Annotated in this window: 19 protein-coding genes, 2 tRNA genes and 1 rRNA gene; 16 read left to right on the forward strand and 6 right to left on the reverse strand. The window is 48.8% G+C overall.

The features are described from left to right. The first annotated feature begins 43 nt into the window (after positions 1–43). The 3 genes from rrf to CPY98_RS00665 all read left to right on the forward strand — a co-directional run bounded on the left by rrf (position 44) and on the right by CPY98_RS00665 (position 450). Positions 44–159, forward strand: a 5S ribosomal RNA gene (gene rrf, locus CPY98_RS00655). 87 nt (positions 160–246) lie between these two features. Then, positions 247–323 (forward strand) — tRNA-Asp (locus CPY98_RS00660). A gap of 51 nt (positions 324–374) precedes the next feature. After that, a tRNA-Trp gene (locus tag CPY98_RS00665) sits at positions 375–450 on the forward strand. 171 nt (positions 451–621) lie between these two features. On the opposite strand, the gene hdfR is transcribed toward CPY98_RS00665, so the two are convergent. Beyond that, positions 622–1,455 carry an HTH-type transcriptional regulator HdfR gene (hdfR, locus tag CPY98_RS00670; protein ID WP_096388697.1) on the reverse strand — a complete coding sequence of 278 codons (834 nt, stop codon included), beginning with the start codon at positions 1,453–1,455 and terminating at the stop codon, positions 622–624. 122 nt (positions 1,456–1,577) lie between these two features. Here hdfR and CPY98_RS00675 point away from each other — a divergent pair, with 122 nt between their 5' ends. Further along, positions 1,578–1,916 (forward strand): DUF413 domain-containing protein, encoded by a 339-nt coding sequence (locus CPY98_RS00675; protein WP_025802063.1) that lies wholly within the window; start codon positions 1,578–1,580, stop codon positions 1,914–1,916. 26 nt (positions 1,917–1,942) lie between these two features. On the opposite strand, the gene CPY98_RS00680 is transcribed toward CPY98_RS00675, so the two are convergent. Continuing rightward, positions 1,943–3,469: a YifB family Mg chelatase-like AAA ATPase gene (locus CPY98_RS00680; RefSeq protein WP_096385951.1), complete on the reverse strand. Its 1,527-nt coding sequence runs from the start codon at positions 3,467–3,469 to the stop codon at positions 1,943–1,945. A 339-nt stretch (positions 3,470–3,808) separates the two neighbouring features. Between CPY98_RS00680 and CPY98_RS00690 the strand changes: the two genes are divergently transcribed. From CPY98_RS00690 to ilvA, 7 genes are all read left to right on the forward strand, one after another. Beyond that, positions 3,809–5,038 carry an MFS transporter gene (locus CPY98_RS00690; protein ID WP_046450419.1) on the forward strand — a complete coding sequence of 410 codons (1,230 nt, stop codon included), beginning with the start codon at positions 3,809–3,811 and terminating at the stop codon, positions 5,036–5,038. 133 nt (positions 5,039–5,171) lie between these two features. Then, positions 5,172–5,270, forward strand: coding sequence for an ilv operon leader peptide (gene ilvL, locus CPY98_RS00695; protein WP_071778685.1), 99 nt, complete (start codon positions 5,172–5,174; stop codon positions 5,268–5,270). Positions 5,271–5,410: 140 nt separating this feature from the next. Next, positions 5,411–7,057 carry an acetolactate synthase 2 catalytic subunit gene (ilvG, locus tag CPY98_RS00700; RefSeq protein ID WP_096385954.1) on the forward strand — a complete coding sequence of 549 codons (1,647 nt, stop codon included), beginning with the start codon at positions 5,411–5,413 and terminating at the stop codon, positions 7,055–7,057. Next, entirely contained in the window at positions 7,054–7,329 is a 276-nt protein-coding gene (gene ilvM, locus CPY98_RS00705) for an acetolactate synthase 2 small subunit (RefSeq protein WP_080723891.1), read from the forward strand. The genes ilvG and ilvM overlap by 4 nt, the downstream gene beginning before the upstream one ends. 72 nt (positions 7,330–7,401) lie before the next feature. Beyond that, positions 7,402–8,334, forward strand: coding sequence for a branched-chain amino acid transaminase (locus CPY98_RS00710; protein WP_025802071.1), 933 nt, complete (start codon positions 7,402–7,404; stop codon positions 8,332–8,334). A gap of 171 nt (positions 8,335–8,505) precedes the next feature. Beyond that, a complete protein-coding gene (ilvD, locus tag CPY98_RS00715; RefSeq protein WP_096385956.1) occupies positions 8,506–10,356 on the forward strand; it encodes a dihydroxy-acid dehydratase in 1,851 nt (616 codons plus the stop codon). A gap of 20 nt (positions 10,357–10,376) precedes the next feature. Further along, positions 10,377–11,918 carry a threonine ammonia-lyase, biosynthetic gene (gene ilvA, locus CPY98_RS00720; protein WP_096388698.1) on the forward strand — a complete coding sequence of 514 codons (1,542 nt, stop codon included), beginning with the start codon at positions 10,377–10,379 and terminating at the stop codon, positions 11,916–11,918. A 21-nt stretch (positions 11,919–11,939) separates the two neighbouring features. On the opposite strand, the gene ilvY is transcribed toward ilvA, so the two are convergent. Beyond that, a complete protein-coding gene (gene ilvY, locus CPY98_RS00725; protein WP_096385959.1) occupies positions 11,940–12,821 on the reverse strand; it encodes an HTH-type transcriptional activator IlvY in 882 nt (293 codons plus the stop codon). Between the two features lie 210 nt (positions 12,822–13,031). On the opposite strand from ilvY, the gene ilvC reads away from it, so the two are divergent. After that, a complete protein-coding gene (gene ilvC / locus CPY98_RS00730) occupies positions 13,032–14,516 on the forward strand; it encodes a ketol-acid reductoisomerase (protein ID WP_096385961.1) in 1,485 nt (494 codons plus the stop codon). Positions 14,517–14,583: 67 nt separating this feature from the next. On the opposite strand, the gene ppiC is transcribed toward ilvC, so the two are convergent. Genes ppiC through CPY98_RS00745 form a run of 3 tightly spaced genes read right to left on the reverse strand, consistent with a single transcriptional unit; the run spans position 14,584 to position 16,276 of the window. After that, positions 14,584–14,865: a peptidylprolyl isomerase PpiC gene (gene ppiC, locus CPY98_RS00735; protein WP_043490186.1), complete on the reverse strand. Its 282-nt coding sequence runs from the start codon at positions 14,863–14,865 to the stop codon at positions 14,584–14,586. Between the two features lie 47 nt (positions 14,866–14,912). Then, positions 14,913–15,293: a RidA family protein gene (locus CPY98_RS00740; RefSeq protein ID WP_096385964.1), complete on the reverse strand. Its 381-nt coding sequence runs from the start codon at positions 15,291–15,293 to the stop codon at positions 14,913–14,915. Beyond that, positions 15,290–16,276: a threo-3-hydroxy-L-aspartate ammonia-lyase gene (locus CPY98_RS00745; RefSeq protein WP_043490191.1), complete on the reverse strand. Its 987-nt coding sequence runs from the start codon at positions 16,274–16,276 to the stop codon at positions 15,290–15,292. The genes CPY98_RS00740 and CPY98_RS00745 overlap by 4 nt, the downstream gene beginning before the upstream one ends. 80 nt (positions 16,277–16,356) lie before the next feature. Here CPY98_RS00745 and CPY98_RS00750 point away from each other — a divergent pair, with 80 nt between their 5' ends. The 4 genes from CPY98_RS00750 to CPY98_RS00765 all read left to right on the forward strand — a co-directional run bounded on the left by CPY98_RS00750 (position 16,357) and on the right by CPY98_RS00765 (position 21,343). Further along, positions 16,357–17,034 carry a transcriptional regulator gene (locus tag CPY98_RS00750; protein ID WP_046360330.1) on the forward strand — a complete coding sequence of 226 codons (678 nt, stop codon included), beginning with the start codon at positions 16,357–16,359 and terminating at the stop codon, positions 17,032–17,034. A gap of 79 nt (positions 17,035–17,113) precedes the next feature. Beyond that, a complete protein-coding gene (rep, locus tag CPY98_RS00755) occupies positions 17,114–19,138 on the forward strand; it encodes a DNA helicase Rep (RefSeq protein ID WP_043490193.1) in 2,025 nt (674 codons plus the stop codon). Between the two features lie 239 nt (positions 19,139–19,377). Then, on the forward strand, positions 19,378–20,616 hold the full coding sequence (locus CPY98_RS00760; RefSeq protein ID WP_096385967.1) for an amidohydrolase family protein: 1,239 nt from the start codon (positions 19,378–19,380) through the stop codon (positions 20,614–20,616). 142 nt (positions 20,617–20,758) lie between these two features. Continuing rightward, positions 20,759–21,343, forward strand: a complete 585-nt coding sequence (locus CPY98_RS00765) for a MarC family protein (protein ID WP_025802093.1) — start codon at positions 20,759–20,761, stop codon at positions 21,341–21,343. Position 21,344: the final 1 nt, after the last annotated feature.

Below are 21,344 nucleotides of genomic sequence, written 5' to 3' on the forward strand. Positions count from 1 at the left end.
TGAGCTGTAGAAATACGGAGCACGGGTTAATTAACAGAATATGCCTGGCGGCGATAGCGCGGTGGTCCCACCTGACCCCATGCCGAACTCAGAAGTGAAACGCCGTAGCGCCGATGGTAGTGTGGGGTCTCCCCATGCGAGAGTAGGGAACTGCCAGGCTTTAAATTCGTTCCTTTTCCTTTGACACGGAAAATAGCAGGAACAAACTGACATCAGACGAATGCTGATGTGAGAGAAAGAATCGGTGGAGCGGTAGTTCAGTTGGTTAGAATACCTGCCTGTCACGCAGGGGGTCGCGGGTTCGAGCCCCGTCCGTTCCGCCACTTATTTATGTTATGCCTGCTTGAACGTGGGGATAATAGTAAGCGTTTTTTAGGGGCGTAGCTCAGTTGGTAGAGCACCGGTCTCCAAAACCGGGTGTCGCGAGTTCGAGTCTCTCCGCCCCTGCCATACAAATAGCCTTCCGCTTGCGGAGGGCTTTTTTGCGTTTTAGCGCAGAAAAAAATTAAAATTAAGACTTACCCTTCAGCGGTTTTCCAAAATACCTACCTAAATGTTCTAAGTTGTTGGGGCAATTTCATACTATCACCCCCCAACATTGACGCTCTACAATGCCAAAAATTACTTTGGCTGCGCTAGATGATAATTTATCAACGATTGCGTTAAATACTTAATCTCCTCTTTCCTGTCACTGTTGTGGAGCCATACGGCGTAAATTGGCCGCGTTAGGGCTTCCTGAGAGCTATCAACTTGGAAGTGATTCGGATGCCAATGAGCTGGGAAAAATGCTCTTCCTCCTGCTTGGGTCATGACCTGTTCGGCAAGCGCGATTGAGCTGGTCGTTAACATTGGGGGATTATTGTTGCTAGTAAGCTGTTCATCAAAACGGGCAAAATCCGCCCCCCACTCTAAGCGAATATAGGGAAGGTCATCGGCTGCTCCTTCTGCTGCGGATGTAAGAAGTTGCAGTGTGAACTCGCCGACTTTTTCTGTTGATAGCTCCTCCATTTTTGGGATCTCTGTTGTTATCAGTAGGTCCAGATGGCGTTCATGCAGTTGTCTAACATGGGTATGTCTTTGTCCAATACGAGCTTCAAGCAAGAGTTCAGGTTTATGCTTATAGACGCCTGCTAGCCATGAGATAAGCAGCGATTCCCACATCATTGCTGGAGCACCAATCGATAATTCTTTGTGCTGTCGGCTCTTGAGAACTTCTTTTTTAGCCAATAGCCATGTTTCCATCAGTTTTTCTGCGTACGGAACCAGACGTTCTCCTGCCTCGGTTAGCTGGATATTATTGCGGTGGCGAGTGAAAAGATCGGCACCAACTTGTGTTTCAAGCTGACGAATACGGAAGCTAACCGCTGATTGTGTTAGATAAAGCGTTTCAGCGGCTTTGCCAAAGTGTCTTGTTCTGCTCACTTCTAAGAAGGTTTTTAGTAATTCGCTATCCACGGTCTCTCCAATAAAAATATTAATCATGATGATTTAAATGTTTTGTTTTACACGTTGTCAAGCCTAACTAATACTCCGCGCCATAAGTGGTACAGCAATAAGAAAATTTAGGAGTGTGTCAGATGGCGGAAAGCTTCAGCACCAATCATCGTTTTTTTGACAATAAACATTATCCTCGTGGTTTTTCACGTCACGGCGATTTCACAATTAAAGAAGCTCAGGTTCTTGAGCGTTTTGGTTATGCGTTTAACGAGCTCGATTTAGGGACTCGTGAGCCACAAACTGAAGAAGAACAACTCTTTGTTGCTGTATGCCGTGGCGAACGTCAGCCTGCGACAGAAGCAGAGAAGATTTGGTCGAAGTATATTGCACGCATTCGTCGTCCTAAGCGTTTCCACACCTTGTCCGGCGGTAAACCGCAGATGGATACGGTGGAAGAATACACTGACAGTGATGACTAAAAACTCGGGGCCTTTGGCCCCGTTTTTTATTGCAGTGCCTGATGGAGATGTTGGATTAAACGATCCATTGAGCGATAGCTGAGTGCCTCTGCAATATGAATTCGGCTGATGTTGTCACTTTGTGCGAGATCTGCAATAGAACGAGCAACTTTTAGTATTCGATGCCAAGCCCTAACCGATAATCCCATCTTCTCTAGCGCTTGTTCCAGAAATGCCGCATCTTCTTGAGATAGTGAGCATACGCTATCCATCTCTTTGCCTGCCAAGTGTGCGTTGAGCTTTCCCGATCGCTGATACTGTTTTTCTCGTGCTAAACAGACTCGTTGGCGAATAACCTCGCTGCTTTCTCCAACGCGTTTTTGAATGCTAAGAACGCCTGCGGGTAACAATGGCACTTCAATAGAGAGGTCAAAACGATCTAAAAATGGGCCTGATAAGCGGGATAGATATTTGAGTATCTGCTGTGGTGGTGTACGAGCATGAATGCCTTTGTAATGTCCTGTCGGACTTGGATTCATAGCAGCAACTAATTGTACTCTTGCAGGGAAAGTGACTTTTGCCAGTGCCCTAGAAATGCATGCTTCGCCAGACTCAAGCGGTTCGCGCAGAGCATCCAACACTCGCCGTTCAAACTCGGGCAGTTCATCCAAAAATAATACCCCGTTATGTGCCAGAGAAATCTCTCCGGGTCTTGGCAAAGACCCACCTCCAATGAGTGCTGCCATTGAAGCACTGTGATGTGGGGTTCTAAATGGCCGCTGGTAACAAGATTGCCCCGTGGTTGATTGATGTACCAAACTAGCGACAGCCGCACTCTCTAAAGCCTCTTCGGTGGTTAACGGTGGCAATATGCTATTAAGGCGGCTGGCTAACATAGTTTTCCCTGTGCCGGGTGGCCCCAATAACAATAAGTTGTGGCCGCCTGTGGCGGCGATTTCTAAAGCTCTTCGTGCCTGTTCTTGCCCAATAATATCCCGCATATCCTTTGTGTTGGGAGATTGGGAGGATAGCTGAGAGACCTTCGGTGGTAGAAGCGGTGATTCACCGCTGAGATAATCACAAACATGAAGAAGATGATTGGCAATGAGATGGGGCTGTTGTTCTCCAAGCAGGCCAAGCTCTTCCTCATTTTCCTCTGGTGCGATTAATTTACGCTGATGATGCTGTGCGGCCATAGCTGCTGGTATAGCGCCCTGAATGCGCCGTAGTGCGCCTGAAAGGCCCAATTCACCGAGTAACTCTAATCCTTCCACCGAAGTCGCGCTAAGCTGCTCAGAAGCAATCAAAATGGCGATTGCAATGGGAAGATCGTAGCGACCGCCCTCTTTGGGAAGATCTGCGGGAGCCAAATTCACCGTGATACGTTTTGCCGGGAAAGTAAAACCGCAATTTATGATGGCGCTTCTTACGCGGTCTTTAGCCTCTTTCACGGTCGCCTCAGGCAAACCTACTAATGTAAAACCGGGAAGTCCGGTACTGATGTGTGCTTCAACGCTCACGGCGGGTGCCTGCACGCCGATTGCTGCACGGGTATTAATCATCGCCACTGACATAGTCACCTCCATGTTGAAGAGCATCATGTGGCGAATAGCGGAGTGGCGTCAGAACGAGATACTGACTTTGTGTTATTGATTCCAGCATTTCAGTGTCTTGCATAATGTAGTCGACTTGAAACTGCGAGCCAGGTTTGGTGCTGGCAACAAAAATTAACATTTCACATACAATATTTAACAAAGATAGCATGCTAATTATTTTGGCCCTGCCGCCGAGAGGGTTATATTTAACATTAGTAATACAAAATGACATTCTGCATAACAAATAACAGGCTGTGCAGTCGTCACTAATAAAAATGCTAATAAAAACGCCTCATACTCTACGGTAGGGAATTCATTATGTTTGGTTGGTCAAGCCAGCAGCGTAACGTTGCTATTGCGAGCTTTCTTAGTTGGACGCTCGATGCTTTCGATTTTTTCATCCTCGTATTTTTACTCAGTGATATCGCCAAGGCGTTTAACGTTGGTATGGAAGAGGTCACGTTGGCGATCTTGCTCACGCTAGCCGTGCGGCCTATCGGTGCATTGCTGTTTGGGCGAGCGGCCGAGAAGTACGGCCGTCGGCCAATCTTGATGGTCAATATCCTCTTCTTTTCGATCTTCGAGTTGCTCTCCGCTGCAGCGCCATCTCTGACCATGTTCTTAGTGCTCAGAGTGCTGTATGGCGTGGCGATGGGGGGGATCTGGGGCGTTGCATCATCTTTGGCAATGGAGACCATACCAGACCGCTCACGTGGATTAATGTCAGGAATATTTCAGGCAGGTTACCCCTTCGGCTATCTCCTGGCTGCGGTGGTATACGGCTCACTGTTTGAAATTGTCGGCTGGCGTGGCCTGTTTGTGATTGGCGCTATCCCGATTATTTTATTGCCATTTATTTACTTTAAAGTACCCGAATCACCGGTTTGGCTGGCTGCTCGTGAGCGCAAAGAAAGCACTGCGCTTCTCCCCGTTTTGAAGAGCCACTGGAAGCTTTGTATTTACCTCGTTTTGTTGATGGCTGCGTTCAATTTCTTCAGCCACGGTACTCAGGATATGTATCCGGCGTTTTTGAAAATTCAGCATGGTTTCGATCCTAAAACCGTCAGTATCATCGCTATTAGCTACAATATCGCATCAATTATCGGTGGTGTGTTCTTTGGCGTGTTGTCGGAAAAAATTGGCCGTAAAAAGGCGATTATTATTGCGGCGGCGCTGGCCTTACCTGTTATCCCGCTGTGGGCGTTCTCTGGGGGCTCGCTCATGCTAGGCATTGGCGCATTCCTAATGCAGTTCATGGTGCAAGGGGCTTGGGGCGTTATTCCTACTTACCTTAATGAGCTGGTTCCCGCTAATACACGCGCGGTGTTACCGGGGTTTGTATATCAACTGGGTAACCTGATTGCTTCGGTGAACGCGACGCTTCAGGCGACGATTGCTGAAAGCCATGGGCAGAACTATGGTTTGGCAATGGCGATTATTGCGGGCAGTGTTGCAGTGGCAATCATTGTGCTGATTTCTTTTGGTCGAGATACTCAAGGCGCCTCTTTAGGGAGAAAAATTTCGGCCGAAGAAACCTCAATAAAATGATGTTAAATCATGATATTGGACGCGATTTGAGCCGTTTTTGCTTATTGGTTACGCAAAAAAATTATTGTCAGACGGCAAAGAACTGTGATAACTCTTTAAGCATTAGCTCAGAAGGCAACAGAAAAAACTATTTATGAAAACTCTCGTCCAAGTACTCAGCCTCGTCGTGATTAGTGTGGTGGTGATTATTATCCCACCGTGCGGGGCAGCACTTGGACGAAGAAAGGCTTAAAAATCAGGCCTGAATCAAACGAGAACCCCCGCACCGAAAGGTCCGGGGGTTTTTTTTCGCAATGAAAAAGTGATGGGGAACAGCAAATGGCTAACAGAATAAAATCCTGTTGTCCCAGTAAAAGGGCGGGGAATTAAGCTATGAATGGAGCACAGTGGGTAGTACAAGCGTTGCGTGCACAGGGTGTTGATAAAGTTTTCGGCTACCCTGGCGGTGCAATCATGCCGGTATACGATGCGTTGTATGACGGTGGTGTGGAACACCTACTGTGTCGCCATGAGCAAGGCGCGGTGATCGCTGCCATTGGTTATGCCCGCGCTACGGGCAAACCAGGAGTGTGTATTGCAACTTCAGGCCCGGGTGCAACCAACCTGATTACGGGTTTAGCGGATGCCATGCTGGATTCTGTTCCCGTTGTCGCCATCACAGGCCAAGTCGGTTCTGCTCTGATTGGTACCGATGCTTTTCAAGAAATTGATGTTTTAGGGCTGTCATTGGCATGTACTAAGCACAGCTTTTTAGTTGAGTCGCTGGATGCTTTGCCCGGTATCATGGCTGAAGCTTTTGCCGTTGCGATGGGGGGGCGTCCGGGCCCGGTCTTAATTGATATCCCTAAAGATATTCAACTGGCCGAAGGTGAGTTGGCTGCGCATTTGTCTGCCGTTACCGAAGTCATGCCCGCCTGTGAAACCGGCTTAATGCAGGCGCGTGAATTGTTAGCTCAGGCTAAAAAACCGATGTTGTATGCCGGCGGTGGGGTGGGGATGGCGCAGGCTGTTCCTGCATTGCGCGAATTCGTTAATGCAACCGGCATTCCTACTGTAGCCACGTTAAAGGGCCTGGGAGCACCAGATGCTAAACATCCATGCTATTTAGGGATGTTAGGCATGCACGGCACCAAGGCTGCTAATCTGGCGGTGCAGCAATGCGATTTGCTGATTGCCGTGGGGGCACGTTTTGACGATCGGGTGACCGGCAAGCTGAACGCTTTTGCACCTCATGCCAAAGTTATTCATATGGATATCGACCCTGCTGAGATGAGCAAGCTGCGTCAGGCACACATAGAGCTGTGCGGTGATTTAAATCATATGCTGCCAGCGCTGAGCCAGCCGTTGAGCATCGGAGAATGGCAGTATGACGTTATTGGTCTGAAAGCCGAGCACCCGTGGCGTTACGATCACCCCGGTCAGGCTATTTATGCCCCGCTGTTCCTGAAACAGTTATCTGACCGTAAACCCGCCAGCGCGGTTGTAACTACCGACGTAGGCCAGCACCAAATGTGGACTGCACAGCATATGCAGTTTACTCGCCCAGAAAATTTCATCACCTCGAGCGGTTTAGGCACCATGGGATTTGGCGTCCCTGCGGCCGTCGGTGCGCAAATGGCGCGCCCAGACGATATGGTCATCTGTGTCTCAGGCGATGGCTCTTTCATGATGAACGTGCAGGAATTAGGCACCATCAAACGTAAAAAACTGCCGGTAAAAATAGTCCTGCTGGATAACCAGCGCTTAGGCATGGTACGTCAATGGCAGCAGCTGTTTTTTGACGGGCGCTATAGCGAAACCAACTTATCCGATAATCCTGATTTCTTAATGCTGGCCAGCGCTTTTGGTATCGCAGGCCAGCGTATTACCCGTAAAGATCAAGTCGACGCCGCACTGGATGCGCTGTTAAACAGCGAAGGTCCGTACCTGCTCCATGTCTCCATCGACGAATTAGAGAATGTCTGGCCTTTAGTTCCGCCGGGCGCAGGCAATGAATCTATGATGGAGAAAATATCATGATGCAGTTAACATCCTTGCAACATCAATTGGCGATTCAGGCACGTTTCCGCCCAGAGGTTTTAGAGCGGGTACTCCGCGTTATCCGTCACCGTGGCTTCCAAGTTTGTGCTATGAATATGGCTCAGATGTTGGATTCAGACAGTGTGAACATTGAACTAACGGTGTCTAGCCAGCGTCCAATCAACCTGCTTTCATCGCAGTTGAGTAAATTGATGGATGTTGCTTGCGTTGAAGTGCAGCCGCATGCGGCTCACCAACAAGCGGCCGGTTAGCGGCCTACGCTGGCACTAGAAACGAATAATATTAATTAAATATCGCGCATCAGACGCAACAAGGAAAAAAGAATGACCACGAAGAAAGCGGATTACATTTGGTTCAATGGCGAGATGGTTCCATGGGCAGAGGCTAAAGTGCACGTTATGTCTCATGCGCTGCATTACGGGACTTCCGTGTTCGAAGGCGTGCGCTGCTATGACACCAATAACGGCCCTGCGGTTTTCCGCCACCGCGAACATATGCAGCGTCTGCGCGACTCCGCCAAAATTTACCGTATGCCTGTCTCCTACAGCGTCGATGAGCTGATGGAGGCTTGCCGCGAAACTCTGCGCAAAAACAATCTGACCAGCGCCTATATTCGTCCATTGGTCTTCGTGGGTGATGTGGGTATGGGCGTAAATCCACCTGAAGGCTACAACACCGATGTGATTATCGCCGCATTCCCATGGGGCGCTTATCTGGGTGCTGATGCGCTGGATCAGGGCATCGATGCACAGGTTTCTTCATGGAATCGCGCCGCGCCGAATACGATCCCAACGGCGGCAAAAGCCGGTGGTAACTATCTTTCTTCTCTGCTGGTGGGTTCTGAAGCACGTCGTCATGGCTATCAGGAAGGTATTGCTCTGGATGTTCATGGTTATGTGTCTGAAGGTGCAGGTGAAAACTTATTTATGGTGAAAGACGGTGTGATTTTCACTCCGCCATTTACGTCGGCGGCACTGCCGGGTATTACGCGTGATGCGATCATCAAGCTGGCGAAAAACGCCGGTTTTGAAATTCGTGAGCAGGTGATGTCACGTGAATCTCTGTATCTGGCAGACGAAGTCTTTATGTCTGGTACCGCAGCGGAAATTACGCCGGTACGTAGCGTTGACGGCATTCAGGTGGGTATTGGCCGCTGTGGCCCAATCACCAAACAGATTCAAGAAGCGTTCTTCGGCCTGTTCACTGGCAAAACTGAAGATCAGTGGGGCTGGTTGGATTTAGTCAACGCGAAGTAATTGAAGCGATAGACAGGGTATTTACCAAAAAATAACCTCGGAATACGTCGAGTTGCAGACAATCATCACACATGCAGCTTGAAGTAGGACGAGGACAAGTCGGGCGGTTCGTTCCCGCCCGCATAAATAGATAAAAGCCTGAACACAGGCTTACGCTGGAGTGAATTAAGCATGCCAAAGTATCGTTCCGCAACAACCACACATGGCCGTAATATGGCGGGCGCTCGCGCATTATGGCGAGCAACGGGAATGACAGACGCGGATTTCGGTAAGCCGATTATTGCCGTGGTTAACTCGTTTACCCAGTTCGTGCCGGGCCATGTTCATCTGCGCGATCTGGGCAAACTGGTTGCAGAGCAGATCGAGGCTTCTGGCGGCGTAGCCAAAGAATTCAATACCATTGCGGTGGATGACGGTATTGCCATGGGGCACGGCGGGATGCTGTATTCCCTGCCTTCCCGTGAGCTCATTGCGGACTCCGTAGAATATATGGTCAATGCGCACTGTGCTGATGCCATGGTGTGTATTTCCAACTGCGACAAAATCACCCCCGGGATGCTGATGGCATCTCTGCGTTTGAATATTCCGGTGATCTTTGTTTCCGGTGGCCCGATGGAAGCGGGTAAAACCAAATTATCTGATCAGATCATTAAACTGGATCTGGTGGATGCCATGATTCAGGGTGCCAACCCGAACGTTTCAGATGCAGACAGCGAGCAAATTGAGCGCTCTGCGTGTCCAACCTGCGGCTCCTGCTCTGGGATGTTTACCGCTAACTCCATGAACTGTTTAACCGAAGCGTTAGGGCTATCCCAACCGGGCAATGGTTCTCTGCTGGCGACCCATGCAGACCGCAAAGATCTGTTCCTGAATGCAGGCAAACGCATTGTGGACCTGACCAAGCGCTACTATGAGCAAGATGACGACCGCGTGCTGCCGCGCAATATCGCTAACAAAGCGGCATTTGAGAATGCGATGACGTTAGACATTGCTATGGGCGGCTCCACCAATACCGTTCTGCACCTGTTGGCTTCGGCTCAGGAAGGTGAAGTTGATTTCACCATGACGGACATTGATCGCCTGTCGCGTAAAGTTCCTCATCTGTGCAAAGTGGCGCCAAGTACGCAGAAATACCATATGGAGGATGTGCATCGCGCAGGCGGTGTAATCGGTATTTTGGGTGAGTTGGATCGTGCGGGGCTGTTAAATCGCGAAGTGAACAACGTTCTGGGGATGACACTGCCTGAAACGCTGGCTGCCTATGACGTCATGGTCACAGAAGATGAAAGCGTCAAAAAGATGTATACCGCAGGGCCTGCGGGTGTCCGTACCACCAAAGCGTTCTCGCAGGAATGCCGCTGGGATTCTCTGGATACTGACCGCCAAGAGGGCTGTATCCGAACCCGTGAATTTGCCTATAGCCAAGACGGTGGCTTAGCCGTGCTGTATGGCAATATCGCGGAAGATGGCTGCATCGTAAAAACCGCCGGTGTGGAAAAAGAGAGCCTGATTTTCCGTGGCCCAGCAAAAGTATATGAAAGCCAAGATGCGGCGGTAGACGCTATTCTGGGCGGTAAAGTGGTGGCGGGTGACGTGGTAGTTATTCGCTACGAAGGCCCAAAAGGCGGCCCTGGGATGCAAGAAATGTTGTATCCAACCACTTATCTCAAATCGATGGGGTTGGGTAAAAGCTGCGCGCTGATCACCGATGGTCGTTTCTCTGGTGGCACATCGGGTTTGTCGATCGGGCACGTTTCGCCGGAGGCGGCGAGCGGTGGCATCATCGCGTTGGTGCAAGACGGCGACATGATTGACATCAACATCCCACAGCGCGGTATTCAATTAGACGTTGCCGAAAGCGAACTGGCGAATCGTCGTGAGCAAGAGCTGGCGCGTGGCGATGCGGCATGGACACCGAAAGCGCGTGAGCGTCAGGTATCCTTTGCGCTGCGAGCCTATGCGATGTTGGCCACCAGCGCTGACCGTGGCGCTGTGCGCGATAAATCTAAGCTGGGGGGCTAATCATGACTTCCTCAGCCAATATGCAAAAAGAAGTGCTGCCCAGCCAGCCCGGCGGGGCTGAATACCTACGCGCGGTGCTTCGTGCGCCGGTTTATGAGGTTGCACAGGTCACACCGTTGCAGACTATGACGAAACTGTCTGAACGCGTCGGCAATACCATTTTAGTGAAACGCGAAGATCGCCAGCCCGTACACAGTTTTAAACTGCGCGGTGCCTACGCGATGATCGCAGGCCTTGATGAAGAGCAAAAATCTCACGGCGTTGTGACGGCATCAGCGGGAAATCATGCACAAGGTGTGGCGCTTTCTGCTTCGCGTTTAGGTATCAAATCTACCATCGTCATGCCGGTTTCAACCGCTGATATTAAAGTAGATGCGGTGCGAGGTTTTGGTGGTGAAGCCGTGCTGTATGGTGCGAACTTTGACGAAGCCAAAGCCTATGCCATTGAATTAGCCAAAACCAGAAACCTCACTTTTGTTCCTCCTTTTGACCATCCTGCGGTTATTGCTGGCCAAGGCACTTTAGCCATGGAGTTATTGCAGCAGGATGCCCATTTGGATCGCGTATTTGTCCCCGTTGGCGGCGGCGGTTTAGCCGCAGGCGTGGCCGTGCTGATCAAGCAGCTGATGCCACAGATCAAAGTGATCGGCGTTGAAGCGGAAGACTCTGCATGTCTGCGTGCCGCGCTGGATGCCGGTCATCCGGTGGATTTAGCCCGCGTCGGATTATTTGCCGAAGGCGTAGCCGTTAAGCGCATCGGTGACGAGACTTTCCGTCTGTGTCGTGAATATCTGGATGACGTGATCACCGTGGATAGTGATGCGATCTGCGCTGCGGTAAAAGATCTTTTCGAAGATGTGCGTGCGGTTGCAGAACCCTCTGGTGCTTTGGCGCTGGCAGGGCTGAAAAAGTATGTTCAACAGCATCAGATTCAGGGCGAACGCTTGGCCCATGTGCTGTCTGGGGCGAATCTTAATTTCCACGGTTTACGTTATGTCTCTGAGCGCTGTGAATTAGGTGAACAGCGGGAAGCACTGTTGGCCGTTACCATTCCTGAGCAGCAGGGGAGTTTCCTCAAATTCTGTCAGCTGTTGGGTGGACGTGCGGTAACGGAGTTTAACTACCGCTACGCCGATGCGGATAACGCCTGCATTTTTGTTGGCGTACGCTTAACGCGTGGTTTGGCAGAGCGCCAGGAAATTTTGACGCTGCTGCAAGACGGTGGGTATCAGGTTGTAGACCTTTCCGACGATGAAATGGCGAAGCTGCACGTGCGCTATATGGTCGGAGGCCGTCCGTCTAAGCCGCTACAAGAGCGTCTTTATAGCTTTGAATTTCCTGAATCGCCGGGCGCATTGCTGAAGTTTTTAAGCACCTTAGGTACCCATTGGAATATTTCTCTTTTCCACTACCGTAGCCATGGTACGGATTTTGGGCGTGTTCTTGCTGCGTTTGAACGTGCAGACAGCGATCCGAATTTCGAATCGCGCCTACATGAACTGGGCTATGAATGCCACGATGAAACCGATAATCCGGCGTTTCGTTTCTTCTTAAAAGGCTAATTGGCGATTGCGTTCTGGTGGCTATAACAGCTGCCAGAACGCATGAATGAGCGGTTCCTCTAGGCGTTTTTTCTGCACACAAACGCCGAGTTCAAAAGGTGCCACCATCGCCACATGATCGAGTTCGGTAATACGTGCGCGAATAGATTCGGGACTGTTATCTAAAACTACGTCGGGTAACAGGGCGATACCACAGCCAAGAGCGACCATGGATACAATCGCTTCATGACCAGAAACGGTAGCGTAAATCTGCGGATTGCTGATTTTCTGTCTGCGAAACCAGAGATCTATTCGCTGACGCGACGGGCCATGTTCCGGCAAGATGAATGGAATTTGCGACCAGTCTGGCTGCTCGACTAGCGCTAGCGTGCGGACATGACAGGGAAGCGCGGGTGCAATCAAGCGCAGCGGTATTTCACCAATTTTGGTGAACTCAATGCTGGTGGGCAGCGTTTCTGGTCGGCCAGCGATGCCGAGATCGGCTTCGTCTGACTGTATTTTGCTAACGGCGTCGGCGGCATCGCCGGTTGTGAGCTTGATTTCAACCAGCGGATGCAACGCTCGGAAGCGATCGAGTACAGAAGGTAAATGGCTATAGGCCGCGGTCACCGAGCAGAACAGACGCAGTTCACCGGTTAATGCAGGGCCCGTTTGACCGAGAGCGTTACGCAACTGCTGATATTGCAACAGTGTTTGCTGAGCAAAAGTTTTGAGCTGTTCGCCTGCGCTGGTAAGGCGTACATCGCGGTTATCGCGTAGAAAGAGCGGTTGCCCGAGTTCATCTTCCAGCCGTTGTATCTGGCGAGAAAGCGTTGAGGGACTCACATGCACCGCCTGTGCGGTGCGGCTAAAATGGCGCGAGTCAGCCAGATGAAGAAATAATTTTAAGTCTCGAAGATCCATGGGTGATTTCCGCTCATTACGTTGCAAAAAATGCAATGACATCTTCGTAATATATCAATTTAAGCAATACAAATCCTATCATATGATGGATTCATTCTCCTCGATGAGAACCTCCCCAATAGACAGGTGGGGAAGTAAAAAATAATGAACTTGCAGACGTCGCCTTTGAGCGAAAACACAACGTCAAACAACCAAACAATGGAGCAAACCATGGCTAATTATTTCAACACATTGAACCTGCGTCAGCAGTTGGCGCAACTGGGTAAGTGTCGCTTTATGGGACGCGAAGAATTTGCCGATGAAGCGGGATACCTGAAAGGTAAAAAAGTGGTGATCGTTGGCTGTGGTGCGCAGGGTTTGAACCAAGGTTTGAACATGCGTGACTCTGGTCTGGATGTGGCCTACGCATTGCGTGCTGAGGCGATTGCTGAGAAGCGCGCGTCATGGCGCAAAGCAACTGAAAATGGCTTTAAAGTAGGTACCTACGAAGAATTGATCCCACAGGCCGATCTGGTGGTTAACCTGACGCCTGACAAACAGCATTCTGCGGTAGTGAAAGCGGTTCAGCCTTTGATGAAAGACGGTGCGGCGTTGGGCTATTCGCATGGATTCAACATTGTTGAAGTTGGCGAGCAAATTCGTAAGGACATCACCGTTGTGATGGTGGCACCGAAGTGTCCGGGCACCGAAGTACGTGAAGAATATAAGCGTGGCTTTGGTGTGCCGACTCTGATTGCGGTTCACCCAGAAAACGATCCGAAAGGCGAAGGCATGGCGATAGCCAAAGCGTGGGCGGCGGCAACGGGTGGTCATCGTGCCGGTGTTCTGGAGTCCTCTTTCGTGGCAGAAGTAAAATCTGACCTGATGGGCGAGCAAACTATTCTGTGTGGCATGTTACAAGCGGGTTCACTGCTGTGCTTCGATAAGCTGGTGTCTGACGGTACTGAACCTGCTTATGCCGAAAAACTGGTTCAGTTCGGCTGGGAAACCATTACCGAAGCGCTGAAACAGGGTGGTATCACGCTGATGATGGATCGTTTATCTAACCCTGCAAAGCTGCGCGCATACGCACTGTCAGAGCAACTGAAAGAAATTATGGCTCCGCTGTTCCAAAAACATATGGATGACATCATTTCTGGCGCGTTTTCGGGTGGCATGATGGCTGACTGGGCTGAAGACGATATCAAACTGCTGACTTGGCGCGAAGAAACCGGCAAAACTGCGTTTGAAACTGCGCCGCAGTTTGAAGGCAAAATTGCCGAGCAGGATTACTTCGACCAAGGCGTTCTGATGATTGCGATGGTAAAAGCAGGCGTTGAGCTGGCGTTTGAAACCATGGTGGCTTCCGGCATCATTGAAGAGTCTGCTTATTACGAATCGCTGCACGAGCTGCCGCTGATCGCGAATACCATTGCGCGTAAACGTCTGTATGAAATGAACGTGGTTATCTCTGATACTGCGGAATACGGTAACTATCTGTTTGCTAACGCGGCAGTGCCTTTGCTGAAAGAGAAATTCATGGCTTCTCTGCAAACCGGCGACTTAGGCAAAGCAGCTGGCACAACAACAACGGCGGTGGATAATGCCCAACTGCGCGATGTGAACGAAGCGATTCGCAATCATCCAATTGAAGCTGTGGGCCATAAACTGCGTGGCTACATGAAAGATATGAAGCGCATTGCCGTTGCGGGTTAATTTTGCGATATAGCAAAAAAATAGCAAAAAAGGCGCCTAGGCGCCTTTTTTATTGCTTACATCTAAACTAGCTACGATAAAGCACTTTGATGATGTGGTAGCCAAACTGGGTATGCAGCGGGCCATAAGGCTCTAGCAGCGGGCAGGAGAACACCACTTTATCGAACGCAGGAACCATCTGGCCCTGACGGAATTCACCCAAATGACCGCCTTTTTTGCCTGACGGGCAGATTGAATGCTTCTTGGCCAGCTTCTCGAAATCGCCGCCGTTTTTGAGCTGCTCAAGAAGATCCAGAGCCTGTTTTTCTTCCTTTACAAGGATATGCAATGCTGCCGCGTTTTTAGCCATCGGGGATACTCCAGATGAAGGCATTAGAGAAATTTTCCCTAGTGTACTCAGCCTAGGTCTATTTCCGCAATGGCGCTCATCTCTAGCAGTGCTCCATAATGCAGCGCAGAACATGGCACGACGGTACGAGCAGGGCGATGATCACCTATCCACTGTGCATAAAGTCGATTAAATTCTGGCCACAATGCGACATCACTGAGATAGACCTGCACATTCACCAGATGCTGTTTATTAATTCCGGTCGTCTCTAACAGGATGTCAATATTGTTAAAAACGGTCTGCGCCTGTTCAGCTAATTTACCCTGTGGCTGTGGGCTTGTGAGCGAGATGGGTAACTGCCCAGAGATGTACAGGCTGTTGCCTGAAATTATCGCGGGTGAATAATGTCCACCGGGTGTGGGTAACCGATCTGAATGGACAATTTTCATAGTATGTTTTTCCCGCGCTTAAGGAAGTCAGCATAGGACTCAGCATCCACGTTGCCTCCGCTGACAATAATCCCCACGCGTGCACCGCGAATATCAATGGCGCCACTCATTGCGGCGGCAGCGGCCAAGCATCCTGTTGGTTCTACGACAATTTTCATTCTTTCCATGAAGAAACGCATTTGATCGCATAGCTGTTGATCGCTCACGGTAAGAATATCCTCAACGAAATTACGGATGATTGGGAAGGTGAGTTCACCGACGCATTGGGTTTGCGCACCATCGGCGATGGTGTTAGGAACCGCAATACTCACGCGTTCGCCCGTACGCAGCGATTGCTGCACGTCATTGCCGGCTTCAGGCTCAACGCCAAAGATACGGCAGTTCGGTGCCATATGCTTCGCGGCGATTGCACATCCAGAAAGCAGCCCGCCGCCGCCGGTACAGACGAACAAGAAATCGAGTTCGCCAACCTCTTCGAATAATTCCAGCGCGGAGGTACCTTGGCCAGCAATAACATGAGGATGGTTGTAGGGAGGGATAATACTTAAACCACGCTTGGCTGCCAGATCGGCGGCGATCGCTTCACGATCTTCGGTTTGGCGATTGTAAATAATGACTTCGGCACCGTATCCGCGTGTGGCGGCGAGTTTAGCCGCGGGGGCATCGTGTGGCATTACGATAGTCACGGGAACGTTGAGCTCACGAGCTGCTAACGCCATCGCCTGAGCATGGTTCCCTGAAGAGAATGCGACAACGCCGTTTTTCTTCTGCTCCGGCGTCAAATGGCTTATTGCGTTATAAGCGCCGCGAAATTTAAATGCGCCAATACGCTGGTAGTTTTCACACTTAAAAAACAGGCTTGCGCCGGTTAAAGCGTTGGCTTGAGTAGAGGTCAGAACCGGCGTGCGGTGCGCTGCTGCTTTAATGATATTTGCAGCCTCACGCACATCATCTGCGCTGACTGTCATGGGTAACAGGGGCATGATTTTCTCCTCGGGGTGCAATTTGCTTTGTCATTTTGTATAATTTTATACGATCAGTAAAATAAAAAGGAAAGCGCTATATGAAAAATAATGAAGAAATCCCGATAGAAACCTTAAGCGAAAACCAGTTATTGCTGCGTGAAGGGGCCAAAATCGCTAAGGCATTAGGTGAAATGTTTGCCCCGACCTGCGAAGTCGTTTTGCACGATCTTTGTAATCCTCTACATTCCATTGTGGCGATAGAACAGCCCCTTTCAGGGCGTAAAATCGGCGATCCATCAACGGAAATGGGGCTGGCACGTATACGCGATCCTCAGTATCCAGACGTGGTGCAAAACTACGGTAATCGATTCCCAGATGGTCGGCCGGCAAAAAGTACGTCGATAGGTTTGCGTAACAGCCAGGGCGAATACGTGGCTGCGTTATGCCTGAATATGGATGTTTCGCTGCTTGATTCCGTTCAGCGCGTGTTGTCGCAATTGACGTCAGTAGATAGCGAACAGGCACCGACGCAGGAAAGTTTGCGCAGTAGTTTTGGTTCGAAAGATGTGAAGCGTGCCATCGAAGATTATGCGGCAGCGATGTCGAGCCAACCGCGGGCACTTTCAGCTCCACAGCGTAAGGTATTGATTCGTCATCTGGCGACATCTGGTCTTTTACAACTGCGAGGCGCGGCGAAAATCGTGGCCGATGAGCTGGGGATTTCTCGTGCTTCGGTGTATAACGCATTGAAGGTGGAACCAACGCGCGGAGTGTAATTTCACCGCTGGGTTTCTGCTACAATTCGCCCCGTACTCGTTGTTATCTTGTCGCCATCATATTCAGGTTAAGTCATCCATGCGTTTAAATCCCGGTCAGCAGCAGGCTGTCGAATTTGTTACAGGTCCTTGTTTAGTTCTGGCTGGTGCCGGTTCGGGTAAGACCCGTGTTATTACCAACAAAATTGCGCATCTGATCCGAGAATGTGGCTATCAAGCACGCCATATTGCCGCCGTGACGTTTACCAATAAAGCCGCTCGCGAAATGAAAGAGCGCGTGGCGCAAACGCTCGGGCGTAAAGAAGCGCGCGGTCTGATGATTTCTACTTTCCATACATTGGGATTGGAGATTATCAAACGTGAATACAAAGCCTTGGGAATGAAGGCTAATTTTTCATTGTTCGACGATCAGGATCAGCTGGCTTTGCTGACGGATTTGACTGAACAATGGATCGAGAAAGATAAAGATCTGCTCAAGCAGCTGATTTCGACGATCTCAAATTGGAAAAACGATCTGATCGATCCCAAACAGGCAGCGGCTCATGCATTTTCTGAGCGTGATAAGCTGTTTGTGCACTGCTATCAGCTGTATGACGCGCAGCTAAAAGCCTGCAACGTGCTGGATTTTGATGACCTAATCCTGTTGCCAACGCTGCTGCTGCGCAGCAACGAAGAGGTGCGCGAGCGCTGGCAGCAACGCATTCGTTATCTGCTGGTGGATGAGTATCAAGATACCAACACCAGCCAGTATGAGCTGGTCAAACTGCTGGTGGGAAACCGTGCGCGTTTTACCGTGGTGGGTGATGACGATCAGTCGATTTACTCGTGGCGTGGTGCTCGACCACAAAACTTGGTGCTGCTTAAAGAAGATTTTCCGGCTTTGCAGGTGATAAAGCTGGAGCAGAACTATCGTTCATCTCAGCGTATTTTGAAGTCTGCCAATATTTTGATCGCCAATAATCCGCATGTTTTTGAAAAGCGGCTTTTTTCTGAGCTCGGCTATGGCGAAGAGCTGAAAATTATTACGGCGAATAATGAAGATCACGAGGCTGAACGCGTGGTGGGTGAGCTAATCGCTCATCACTTTATTAATAAAACCTCCTACAGCGACTATGCGATTTTGTATCGCGGTAACCATCAGTCACGCGTGTTTGAAAAGATGCTGATGCAAAACCGTATTCCATATCGTATCTCTGGCGGCACGTCGTTCTTCTCGCGTCCAGAAATTAAAGATTTGCTGGCGTATCTCCGTGTATTAACCAATCCAGACGACGACAGCGCATTTTTGCGCATTGTGAATACCCCACGGCGTGAGATTGGCCCTGCAACGCTGCAAAAGCTCGGTGAATGGGCTAACCATCGTGGTATCAGTTTGTTCCGTGCCAGCTTTGATTTTGGCCTAAGCCAAACGTTGACCGGGCGAGGCTTAGAGTCGCTACAGCGCTTTACCCACTGGATGCAGGAAATCTCCACACTGTCTGAACGTGAGCCTATCGCGGCGGTGCGCGATCTTATTCACGGCGTTGATTATGAAAGCTGGTTGTTTGAGACATCACCCAGCCCGAAAGCCGCTGAAATGCGGATGAAAAACGTTAATCAGCTGTTTAGCTGGATGACAGAAATGCTGGATGGTAGCGATATTGATGAACCCATGACGCTGACTCAGGTTGTCACTCGCTTTACTCTGCGCGATATGATGGAGCGTGGCGAAAGCGAAGATGAGGCCGATCAGGTACAGCTAATGACGCTGCATGCCTCTAAAGGGCTTGAGTTTCCATACGTTTATCTAGTGGGGATGGAAGAAGGATTATTGCCACACCAGAGCAGCATCGATGAGGACAACGTCGATGAGGAGCGCCGCTTAGCCTATGTGGGCATTACGCGTGCGCAAAAGGAGCTGGTGTTCACGCTGTGCCGCGAACGTCGCCAATATGGCGAATTAGTGCGTCCAGAACCGAGCCGCTTCTTGCTTGAACTGCCGCAAGACGATCTGAAGTGGGAAAGCGAGCGCAAAGTTGTTAGTCCACAAGAAAGAATGCAAAAAGGGCAGGCCAGCATCGCGAATATCCGGGCGATGATGGAGAAGGCTAAAAACGGCGGCTGAGCGTCGCTGCAAACCATTAGTAGGCCGCGCGACCTAGTGTGCGGTCTATAATCTCCATGCATAAAACCTTCTGTGTATCATCTCTTCCCTCTTGATGAGGGCCTCGTGTTTATAATCAAAAAGAAAAAATAAAATACAAAGCATTGCTTTCTATTTGTCGTGAGAGTAGGATTTTTTACGTGGTAAAAAACATGAAAATAAACTTAATCATTTTATGAATAAAATCCTACGAGATAAATATGAAAATTCTATTGAAGAATGCCAATATTTTTGACGGAAAAAACAATGAAATAAAATCAGGAGATATCATTATTGATGGAGGATTTATACAGAGCATAACCAAAGACGTAGAAGTGATAGATAAAAATACACAGGTTATTGACCTGCAGGGAAAGTACGTCATGCCTGGGCTTATTGATGCTCACGTTCATATTACCGCTAGCCGAATTGACCTAAATCAGGATTATGAATACCCAGGTTATATGTATGCGCGTAGTTTTCATTTTCTTAAGGACATGATCAATCGCGGATTCACTTCAGTGCGCGATGCTGGCGGTGCTGATGTTGGTATTAAAACAGCCGTAGAAGAGGGCGTAGTATTATCTCCCCGCTTATTTATTAGCGGTAGAGCCCTGTCACAGACAGGAGGGCACGGCGACTATCGACATAATTCAAGCGAGATGGTGACTTGCGCATGCAGCCTTTGCACTGGCTCCTCTATTTCGGTGATATGTGATGGTGTTCCAGCCGTGCGTCAAGCGGCACGAGAGCAGTTTAGGATTGGTGCATCACAGATTAAAATGATGGCCGGTGGAGGGATTTCATCACCCACGGATAAGATAGATAATTTACAATATTCTGATGATGAAATTATCGCTATTGTTGACGAAGCGACGCGCTTCCATAGCTACGTTATGGCTCACGCCTACACGCCGCAGGCTATTATCCGTTGTGTTAATCTTGGTGTGAAAACGATTGAACATGGCAATTTGTTAGATGCTGAATCCGCGCAGGCGATGTTTAACAATAAAGCATATCTTGTACCTACCCTGTCTATTTACAATGCCTTTATGATGAATAAAGACGATAGTGATTCAGGAATACCTGCTTCTGTTATTGAAAAATTAGAAGAAGTGCAAAGCCAGGCAATTAACTCTATTAATTTAGCAAGAAAATATAATGTTAAAATTGGGTTGGGGACAGATTTATTAGGGGATTATCAAAACTTTCAATATGATGAGTTTAAACTGCGTAGCCAAGTTGAAAGCGCATTTGATACGCTGCATTCTGCAACCTATGTCAATGCGGAGATCCTTAACATGAAAGGAAAACTAGGCATTATAGATACACATGCTTTTGCAGACCTTATTGTTCTAGAAAATAACCCACTAGAAGATATTTCTGTTTTCTCTGACAAGAGAGATCAGGTTCTAATGGTGATTAAAAATGGTGACATTGTTAAAAATTTAATTAATTAAATTTAGCATAAGATATTTTACTTTTTATTTTAAATAACCACAATTCATAAATAATGCTCAGTATGTTATGTGCTGACGTTGGATTTATTTTATTTTAATGTACATATAACATACTATCATATTTTATGAAAAGGTAAGTATAATGCTTTCTCCTTATTTTCATAGTTTATCTTCGCTACTTGTTATAATTAATCCATTAACCATGTTTGCTCTTTTTATTTCTTACACTGGGCACATGACGAACAGTGAAATTTTAGCTATTGGTAAAAAAACAACATTGGCTGTCGCGATTACCTTATTAGTATTCGTTTGGTTTGGAATCCATATTTTTAGTATTTTTGGCATTAACATGGCCGCACTACAGTTAGCGGGTGGTCTATCTCTCCTTATAGGCTCTTTGAATGGGCTAAATAGTCGTGCTGATTCTGATAATACATTAAAAAATATAGCGATTGTTCCACTCTGCTTTCCGATTATTGCCGGGCCTGCGGCTATTTCTATTGTTATCAGCATGACAACAGAAACAGGAAATAGAGCGGCGGTAAGTTTCGCATCGCTAACAATTGCATTCATTTTAGGTGTTATGTTTCATTTCGCTGAGCCTATCTGCCAATGGCTTGGGGAAACAACTATGAATATAATTAAGAAAGTTTCATACTTGGTTCTTGCCTGTATTGGTGCCAAGCTGATGATGACCGGCTTTGTTTTCTACTTTCTGAGAGCATAGG

This window comes from Hafnia sp. CBA7124, from assembly GCF_002355555.1.
Taxonomy (GTDB): domain Bacteria; phylum Pseudomonadota; class Gammaproteobacteria; order Enterobacterales; family Enterobacteriaceae; genus Hafnia; species Hafnia alvei.

Coding starts and splice junctions, on each gene's coding strand:
- ilvY (WP_096385959.1), bottom strand. CDS start 12,821: ATGGATCTTCGAGACTTAAAATTATTTCTTCATCTGGCTGACTCGCGC.
- CPY98_RS00680 (WP_096385951.1), bottom strand. CDS start 3,469: ATGTCAGTGGCGATGATTAATACCCGTGCAGCAATCGGCGTGCAGGCA.
- ilvL (WP_071778685.1), top strand. CDS start 5,172: ATGAAAACTCTCGTCCAAGTACTCAGCCTCGTCGTGATTAGTGTGGTG.
- rep (WP_043490193.1), top strand. CDS start 17,114: ATGCGTTTAAATCCCGGTCAGCAGCAGGCTGTCGAATTTGTTACAGGT.
- CPY98_RS00675 (WP_025802063.1), top strand. CDS start 1,578: ATGGCGGAAAGCTTCAGCACCAATCATCGTTTTTTTGACAATAAACAT.
- ppiC (WP_043490186.1), bottom strand. CDS start 14,865: ATGGCTAAAAACGCGGCAGCATTGCATATCCTTGTAAAGGAAGAAAAA.
- CPY98_RS00690 (WP_046450419.1), top strand. CDS start 3,809: ATGTTTGGTTGGTCAAGCCAGCAGCGTAACGTTGCTATTGCGAGCTTT.
- CPY98_RS00750 (WP_046360330.1), top strand. CDS start 16,357: ATGAAAAATAATGAAGAAATCCCGATAGAAACCTTAAGCGAAAACCAG.
- ilvG (WP_096385954.1), top strand. CDS start 5,411: ATGAATGGAGCACAGTGGGTAGTACAAGCGTTGCGTGCACAGGGTGTT.
- CPY98_RS00760 (WP_096385967.1), top strand. CDS start 19,378: ATGAAAATTCTATTGAAGAATGCCAATATTTTTGACGGAAAAAACAAT.
- ilvA (WP_096388698.1), top strand. CDS start 10,377: ATGCAAAAAGAAGTGCTGCCCAGCCAGCCCGGCGGGGCTGAATACCTA.
- ilvM (WP_080723891.1), top strand. CDS start 7,054: ATGATGCAGTTAACATCCTTGCAACATCAATTGGCGATTCAGGCACGT.
- CPY98_RS00710 (WP_025802071.1), top strand. CDS start 7,402: ATGACCACGAAGAAAGCGGATTACATTTGGTTCAATGGCGAGATGGTT.
- CPY98_RS00765 (WP_025802093.1), top strand. CDS start 20,759: ATGCTTTCTCCTTATTTTCATAGTTTATCTTCGCTACTTGTTATAATT.
- ilvD (WP_096385956.1), top strand. CDS start 8,506: ATGCCAAAGTATCGTTCCGCAACAACCACACATGGCCGTAATATGGCG.
- ilvC (WP_096385961.1), top strand. CDS start 13,032: ATGGCTAATTATTTCAACACATTGAACCTGCGTCAGCAGTTGGCGCAA.
- CPY98_RS00740 (WP_096385964.1), bottom strand. CDS start 15,293: ATGAAAATTGTCCATTCAGATCGGTTACCCACACCCGGTGGACATTAT.
- CPY98_RS00745 (WP_043490191.1), bottom strand. CDS start 16,276: ATGCCCCTGTTACCCATGACAGTCAGCGCAGATGATGTGCGTGAGGCT.